This is a genomic window from Erwinia sp. (assembly GCF_049696395.1).
Taxonomy (GTDB): Bacteria; Pseudomonadota; Gammaproteobacteria; order Enterobacterales; family Enterobacteriaceae; genus Erwinia.
On sequence record NZ_JBAVTT010000047.1, the window covers coordinates 48,134 to 55,347 of the forward strand.

The 7,214-nt window shown below is 51.2% G+C and carries 7 protein-coding genes; 3 read left to right on the forward strand and 4 right to left on the reverse strand.

All coding sequences use genetic code 11. The features are described 5' to 3' along the window. Positions 1–97: 97 nt before the first annotated feature. A complete protein-coding gene (mrdA, locus tag WCC56_RS06540) occupies positions 98–1,993 on the reverse strand; it encodes a penicillin-binding protein 2 (protein ID WP_424691602.1) in 1,896 nt (631 codons plus the stop codon). A gap of 167 nt (positions 1,994–2,160) precedes the next feature. After that, positions 2,161–2,673, reverse strand: coding sequence for an SRPBCC domain-containing protein (locus tag WCC56_RS06545; RefSeq protein ID WP_424691603.1), 513 nt, complete (start codon positions 2,671–2,673; stop codon positions 2,161–2,163). Positions 2,674–2,805: 132 nt separating this feature from the next. Here WCC56_RS06545 and WCC56_RS06550 point away from each other — a divergent pair, with 132 nt between their 5' ends. Further along, a complete protein-coding gene (locus WCC56_RS06550; protein WP_424691604.1) occupies positions 2,806–3,699 on the forward strand; it encodes a LysR family transcriptional regulator in 894 nt (297 codons plus the stop codon). A 94-nt stretch (positions 3,700–3,793) separates the two neighbouring features. Here the strand turns inward: WCC56_RS06550 and WCC56_RS06555 are convergent, their stop codons facing one another. Both WCC56_RS06555 and WCC56_RS06560 read right to left on the reverse strand, forming a co-directional pair. After that, entirely contained in the window at positions 3,794–4,057 is a 264-nt protein-coding gene (locus tag WCC56_RS06555; protein ID WP_424691605.1) for a hypothetical protein, read from the reverse strand. 568 nt (positions 4,058–4,625) lie between these two features. Further along, positions 4,626–4,967: a hypothetical protein gene (locus WCC56_RS06560; protein WP_424691606.1), complete on the reverse strand. Its 342-nt coding sequence runs from the start codon at positions 4,965–4,967 to the stop codon at positions 4,626–4,628. 178 nt (positions 4,968–5,145) lie between these two features. Between WCC56_RS06560 and treR the strand changes: the two genes are divergently transcribed. Both treR and treB read left to right on the forward strand, forming a co-directional pair. Continuing rightward, entirely contained in the window at positions 5,146–6,093 is a 948-nt protein-coding gene (treR, locus tag WCC56_RS06565; protein WP_424691607.1) for a trehalose operon repressor TreR, read from the forward strand. 225 nt (positions 6,094–6,318) lie between these two features. Beyond that, positions 6,319–7,214: PTS trehalose transporter subunit IIBC (gene treB / locus WCC56_RS06570; protein ID WP_424691608.1), on the forward strand; the 896-nt coding region annotated here is incomplete at its 3' end.

Consider the following 7,214-nt stretch of genomic DNA (forward strand, 5'->3'; position numbering starts at 1 on the left):
CAGGGTTGTTTTGGAAATTACAGGAAATGATTGGAAGGAGGCTGACGGTGTGTAAACACCGTCAGCTAAGGGCTGATGGGGGCAGAAACAGAGCCGGTTACTGTGCGGTAACGTTACTGCTTGGGTCAGCTGTGACCGGCATCGGTGCAATATCTGGCGGCAGGAAGATATGGTCCAGAATGTTTCTTGCCAAAGGCGCTGCGGTCACACCGTTGACGCCGCCGTTTTCCAGGATGATCGCCATCGACACTTTCGGGTCGTTAAACGGTGCAAACGCGGTGTAGAAGATATGGTCGCGCAGACGAATAGGGATCATTTTGGCGTTATACACCTGGTTTTGCTTCAGGCCGAAGACCTGAGAGGTGCCACTCTTCGCCGCAATGCCGTAAGGCGCGGTGTGGAAGTATTTATACCCCGTCCCGTTTGGCGCATTCGCCATACCAAACATCGCATGGCGGACGAGACTCCAGTAAGGCGATTTGGCATCACCAATCTGTTGCTCAGGCAGCGTTTGTTTCCACGGGGTGATGTTTTTCCCCTGTTTAGCTTCATACAACAGGTGCGGCTGAATGACCCGACCGTTATTAATCAACGTATCCAGCGCTTTGACCATCTGGATTGGCGTGGCTATCCAGTAACCCTGGCCAATGCCGACAGCCACGGTATCGCCCTGATACCAGCCCTTTTTATGCACCTTCTGCTTCCATTCACGGCTTGGCAGCAGGCCGCTGTACTCTTCGTTCAAATCGATGCCGCTGGGCTTACCATAACCGAACTGGCTGAGCATGGTATGAATACGATCGATGCCCATCATAAAGGCCACCTGATAGAAGAAGGTATCCGCAGACTCTTCAATCGCGCGGGTCACATCCAGCGTGCCGTGGCCCGTTTTTTTCCAGTCGCGATACTTACGCTGTGTGCCCGGCAGTGTCCAGGTTGATGCGCCGAAGAAAGTGGTTTGCGGCGTAATCACGTGGGTCAGCAGGGCGGACATCGCCATATAAGGTTTTACCGTGGAAGCAGGCGGATACAAACCTTGCGTCACGCGGTTGATTAGCGGCAGGTCTTTGTTTGCTAAAAGTTCTTTGTAGGCTTTGTAGCTGATGCCCTTCACAAATGGGTTCGGGTCATAGCTGGGGCTGGAGACCATAGCCAGCACCTGGCCGTCTTTTGGGTTCTCAATCAGTACCGCCGCACGCTGGCCGACCAGCTGGGTCTCAACATATTGCTGAAGATGCAGATCCAGCGTTAAGTAGAGGTTTTTGCCCGCAACAGGCGGCACTTCTTTCAGCACGCGGATCACGCGTCCATGGTTATCCACTTCGACTTCCTGATAACCGGTCTTACCGTGCAGCACCGACTCATAATAGCCTTCGATCCCCTGCTTGCCGATGTTGTGGTCAGCGGCATAGTTCTCACTAACACCTTCTTTATCAAGGCGTTTATAGTCGCTATCGTTGATTTTAGACACATAACCAATCACATGAGCCAGGTCAGGACCATAAGGATATTGGCGGTCTTCATAGCTGCTGACGTCTACACCGGTAAACCGGTACTGATTAACGGAAAAACGAGCCACTTCTTCATCAGACAGCTCGGTTTTAAGCACCACGGGTTTATAACGACTTCCGGCACGCAGCGCGTGATAGAACGTCTCGATATCGTCAGGAGACAGATCGACAATGGGCGTCAGTTCAGCCACCAGTGCCTTCATGTCCTGCACTTTATAAGGAATGATTTCAATGTCATACCAGGTGACATTTTTCACCAACGGAATGCCATTACGATCGAAAATGATCCCTCGCGTCGGGGCGACAGGGATCATTTTGATGTCATTTTGATTGGAGCGGGTTTGATAATACTGATTCTGCTCAATCTGCAGGTGGTACAGATTGATCACCAGCGTGATAAAACCTGCCACTACTATTCCAAAGGCTACTAAGGCCCTGCGAACAAAAAGCTTTTCTTCTTCTTCAAAATCTCTAAATTTCATTAACCGGCAATCGCATTATTTTTAGTCGTTTTCCCGATTCATGATAGAGATTACCGGCCAAATCACGACACGAAAGATGCATATGCGGGCACTAAAGTGTGACATTTGTTGAAGATGTTACAGAAAGGACATCTTAACTCAGGCCAACTGTAGCGCCCTGTTGCCGTTTATTGTGCTTTAAGCGCGGCTGAAGCCAGTCCGTCAATCCATTCCTGGTGCGCATTCAGCATTGGGTTAGGGCGGGTTTGTGCCAGCTCCTGCGCCGGTTTACCGTTCTGCGTTTCCTGAGTCAGGATGCGAACACGGTTGCCCGGTAAATCTTCGAACAACCAGGCGTGATGAACGTCCAGACGTGAATCCGCTCCCCCTTCAACCCAACCATGCCAGGCAATGCGTGCCGCTTCGCCAGCCACCGGAGGGACGTATTCGGTCACTTCAGCTTCAACCGGGAAACCGAAAGTGGTGAAGCGGAAGCGTGCGCCGCCGCTTAATTCAGGGCCAGTTCCCTCGTGGAACCGGATCTCTTCAGCGTTGCTGTAGTAGCTGGCCCACAGCGCGGTGTTGTTCAGCTGTGCCCAGACTTCAGCAGCGGTAAGACCAGCCACAATGATTTCGTTAGAGACGGTGTTATCGGTGGTGCCAGGCAGGTAGCCTTCAGGCCAGATGATAGCGTTCAGCATGGGGATTTCCTGTTATCAGTAGTGAGTTACCCGCTGACGGTAAAAGGTTCTGTGAGCAGCGAGTGGATAACCCACAGCATGCGTGTCAGACTGACATAAATCTAATCACCGTTTTTTATTTTGGTTATCACTGTGGCTGATATCAGAACGCTGGATCTTAATCTGCTGAAAGCTTTTTCTGTTCTGCTGGAGGAGCGCAATGTCACCCGAGCCGCCAGTCGTCTGTCGCTGACGCAACCGGCGGTGAGTGGGATGTTGGCCAGGCTGCGTGACAGCTTCAACGACCCGCTGTTTGTCCGGGCTCAGCACGGCATTGTGCCTACGCCGCGCGCGCTGGAGCTGGCGGAGCCGGTGGCAAAAATTCTGCGGGACATTGACGGTATGCTGCAACCCTCCGCTTTTGACCCGGCGCAAAGTGAGATGCAGCTGACGATAGCCTCAACGGATTATGCGCTGCGTGCCGTCGTGGTTCCGTTCCTCGCCAGATTACGGACTCTGGCTCCGGGGCTGAAAATTGCCGTCAGGCCGGTAGATAACCGGCATTTGCAGCAGCAGCTGGAACGTGGAGAGATTGATCTGGCCATTGTTACGCCGGAGAGCACGCCAACAGAGCTCCACGCACGCAGGCTGTTCGATGAAGAGTATGTTTGTATGCTGCGAGAGGGACACCCGGCAACAGCGAAGAAGCTGACCTTAAAACGCTTTTGCGAACTGGATCATGCGCTGGTGTCCTACGAAGGCGAGCTGTTTTCCGGGGTGACAGACAGTGCGTTGATGGCGTCAGGATTAAGGCGCAAGGTGACGCTGTCAGTCACCAGTTTTCTGGTGCTGCCGGAAATCCTGCGCTACAGCGATCTGATCGCGGTGGTGCCAAAACGGCTGGCCGTTAACACCGAAGGGCTGACGCTGCTTCCCCCGCCGTTAGCGATCCCTGGGTTTACTAAAACCGTCGCCTGGCACGAGCGAACTCACACCGCGCCCGGCCACCGCTGGCTGCGGCAGCAGCTATTCGAGACGTTTTTATGAGTCACTAACGTCTTGTCCCCGTGTTCAGACTAAAAATGCTGCTGGAGAAAAGCGGTGGCTTCTGCGTTGGGGGTCGGAGAAGTTGGCTGGGGAGTCATTTGCCCGAATGCAGGCGAGACAGCATCTTCTCTGGCAGGGGCTTATCGCCCTCGTTTTTTTGGCGACAGCAGTGGTAACAGGCTTTGATATTCTTGCCATAACGCATTTGCGCCACGGTCACGGCCTGCGAGACATCATAGAGGCTGCCGATAAAATTCAGCGTCTCTTTTCTGGGCAGGGAAGGACATCCGGCTCGATGCAGCATATAAAAATCGGACTTATCTTTTTGCTGTGTCACATAATAATACTCAGCAGGCATTTGATCGCTTCCGTCATAAAAAGGTCTGGATGGCATGGCAGTCATTTTTGGGTTGGTTTTGTTTAACTGGTATTCTATCTCGCTTAGCCAGCCCGGCTGGAATTTACAGAATATGCCCTGACACAGTAGTTAAGGCAGGGTAAACATTTCGCCATTATCTGATGTGAATTGCTGATATTTACTCCCTTTTCAGGCTACCGGGAATAGACCCGGGTTACTTTCATAACGCATTGAAATCTGTCATTAATAAAGAAAATTCTGGCGGGTCGTTGGCAGGGTTATTCTGAAAAGGAGACGCTGGTATTACTGAATTTAAAGGAATTCATGTTGGCAGGCAGAGCGTTATTAAGTCCAGTAAATATTAATAAGAAGAATCCCGGTGGAGATAAAAACAGAAGAACGTGACAGATTAATAATAACATTACAGTTTATCGTCATTGATAATAGCGGCGAGAAATCAGCCTAATGCAGTAGTATTTTAATACTAATAAATTAAATTTATGTTTGCAGGGGTGGGGGATAAAAATGACAGGCCAGCTAGCCATCCTGACCTGTCCGTTTTGGGCGATTACGGTTTGGCTTTCGGCAACATCACGGCCAGACAGGCCTCCAGACTTTTGTGGGTTTCTGCCTGTTGTGCGCTGCTCAACGCAAAGTAGCGATCGCTGGCACCCTGAGCAGAGTGGCGATCGAACTCCACTTTATCAAAGGCATAGGAGGAGTTTTCATTAATGATCACCGCCTGCAATTTCGCCATAAATTCCTGCTGATCCTTAGGCTGGCCGATGTCATTGATCATCACGCAGGCGGCAGCAAAATAGTGAGGGTTCTGCTTATGGGGCTTAAGTGCAAGGTAAAGCCCAATGGCGATGACGACTAAGATCAGGATGGCAAGCAGTCTGGTTTTCATGGTGAAGGTTCTGGCTGTAAAAATTTGCGCAGAGCTTAACGTGTGACCAGGCAGGCTGCCAGCTAAAAATCGACTTTGTTGAGCCGGGCGATAACTGCTGACTTCTGATGCGGATTTTCAGGCAGAGATGAGTTACCCTCAGCGCTATTGAATTGGCCAACCAGATGATCCCGCACCCATGCAAAATCGCCTCACTATCATGGATATTGCCCGACTTAGTGGGGTAGGCAAGTCTACCGTGTCTCGCGTGTTGAACGGTGAAGGAAGCGTCAGTGAGAAAACCCGCATCAGGGTTGAGGCGGTCATTCAGCAGCAGGGATTTACTCCCTCAAAATCAGCCCGGGCGATGCGCGGCCAGAGCGATAAAGTGGTTGGCATTATCGTTTCTCGTCTGGATTCACCGGCAGAAAATCAGGCTGTGCGGACCATGTTACCTTTGCTGTATCAGCAGGGTTACGATCCGATTGTGATGGAAAGCCAGTTCGATCCGCAACGGGTCCGGGAGCATCTGCATATGCTGGCTCAGCGACAGGTGGATGGGGTGATCCTGTTTGGCTTCAATGAGTTGACCGAATCGATGCTCAGCAACTGGCAGGATAAGCTGGTGGTGATGGTGCGGAAATACTCGGGATTTTCTTCCGTTTGTTACGATGATCAGGGCGCGGTCGATCTGCTACTGAATCACCTTCATCAGCAGCAACATCGCCATATCAGCTATCTTGGTGTGGATCAACGCGATGCCACGACGGGTTCCAGTCGTTATCAGGCCTATCTCGCCGCCTGTGCGAGGCTAAAAATTACCCCCAACGCCGTTCTCGGTGAGTTGAGCTATCAGGATGGCTTTGATCTGGTCGCCAATGTGATCACCGCTGAGACCACCGCGCTGGTCTGCGCTTCAGACAGTCTTGCACTGGGCGCTATCAAATATCTTCAGCAGCAAAAAATCACCGGCATTCAACTCTGCGCGATGGGTAACACGCCTTTGCTGGGCTTTTTATTCCCTGAAACCCTTGCCGTGGAATTCGGTTATGACCAGGCAGGCAGACAGGCAGCTCAACAATTACTGGCCCAGTTAAAAGGCGAGTCTGGCATTAAAGACCTTCAGATTCCCAGCAAGCTCGCCTGATTTTCTCCCTCACCCGCCATGTTTAACAAGAATGAAAACGCTTAAGAATCATTCATTTTGTGATCTCCACTCCAGATTGGGAACGTTCCCTTTTATTTGAAAAAGCGGAGCCGCTAAGCTCCGGCCATCTTCACTCTGGGTTTGGTTGAGCAGGGGAGTGAAAAAGGGATAAGGACGTTTTTTATATAATTATCTGTATTTAAAACGAAATAAAAGGACTTATTGATGAGTAAAATCAAGCAACAGGCTATCGACAGCCTGATCCGGCTGGTGGGCGGGCGTGAAAATATTGCTACGGTTAGTCACTGCATAACCCGTTTGCGATTTGTTCTTAATGATCCAAATCTGGCCCGTACAGACCAGCTCGAAGCTTTACCGATGGTCAAAGGGTGTTTCACCCATGCCGGGCAATTTCAGGTAGTGATTGGGCCTGAGGTGGAAGATTACTACCAACTGTTAATCAAAACCTGCCAGATCAATGAGGCTGATAAAGAGCAGGCAAAAAAGGCTGCACGACAGAATATGAGCTGGGGCGAGCAGGCCATTTCACACTTTGCTGAAATCTTCTTTCCGCTTTTGCCTGCGCTGATCAGCGGCGGGCTGATTCTGGGGTTTCGCAATATTATTGGCGATATCCCGATGTCAGGGGGAGAAACGCTGGCTCAGATGCATCCGGCCTGGAAAAATATCTACGATTTCCTTTGGCTGTTGGGCGAGGCCATTTTTATGTTCCTGCCGGTAGCGGTTTGCTGGTCAACGGTGAACAAGATGGGTGGAACACCGGTACTCGGCATTATTTTAGGGATCACACTGGTCTCCCCACAGTTGATGAACTCTTATTTGCTGGGGCAACAGCTGCCGGAAGCCTGGCACTTTGGCTGGTTCTCCATTGAAAAAGTCGGTTATCAGGCTCAGGTCATCCCGTCAATGCTGGCCGGAATGGCTCTCGCCTGGATCGAACTTCAGCTTAAAAGGATCATTCCTGCTTATCTGTATCTGGTGTTGGTGCCGCTGTTATCTCTGCTGTTGGCGGTGTTGCTGGCCCATGCGTTGATTGGGCCCTTTGGCCGAGCGATCGGTGATGGCGTAGCCTGGGTAGTCAAATTCGTGATGACCGGAAG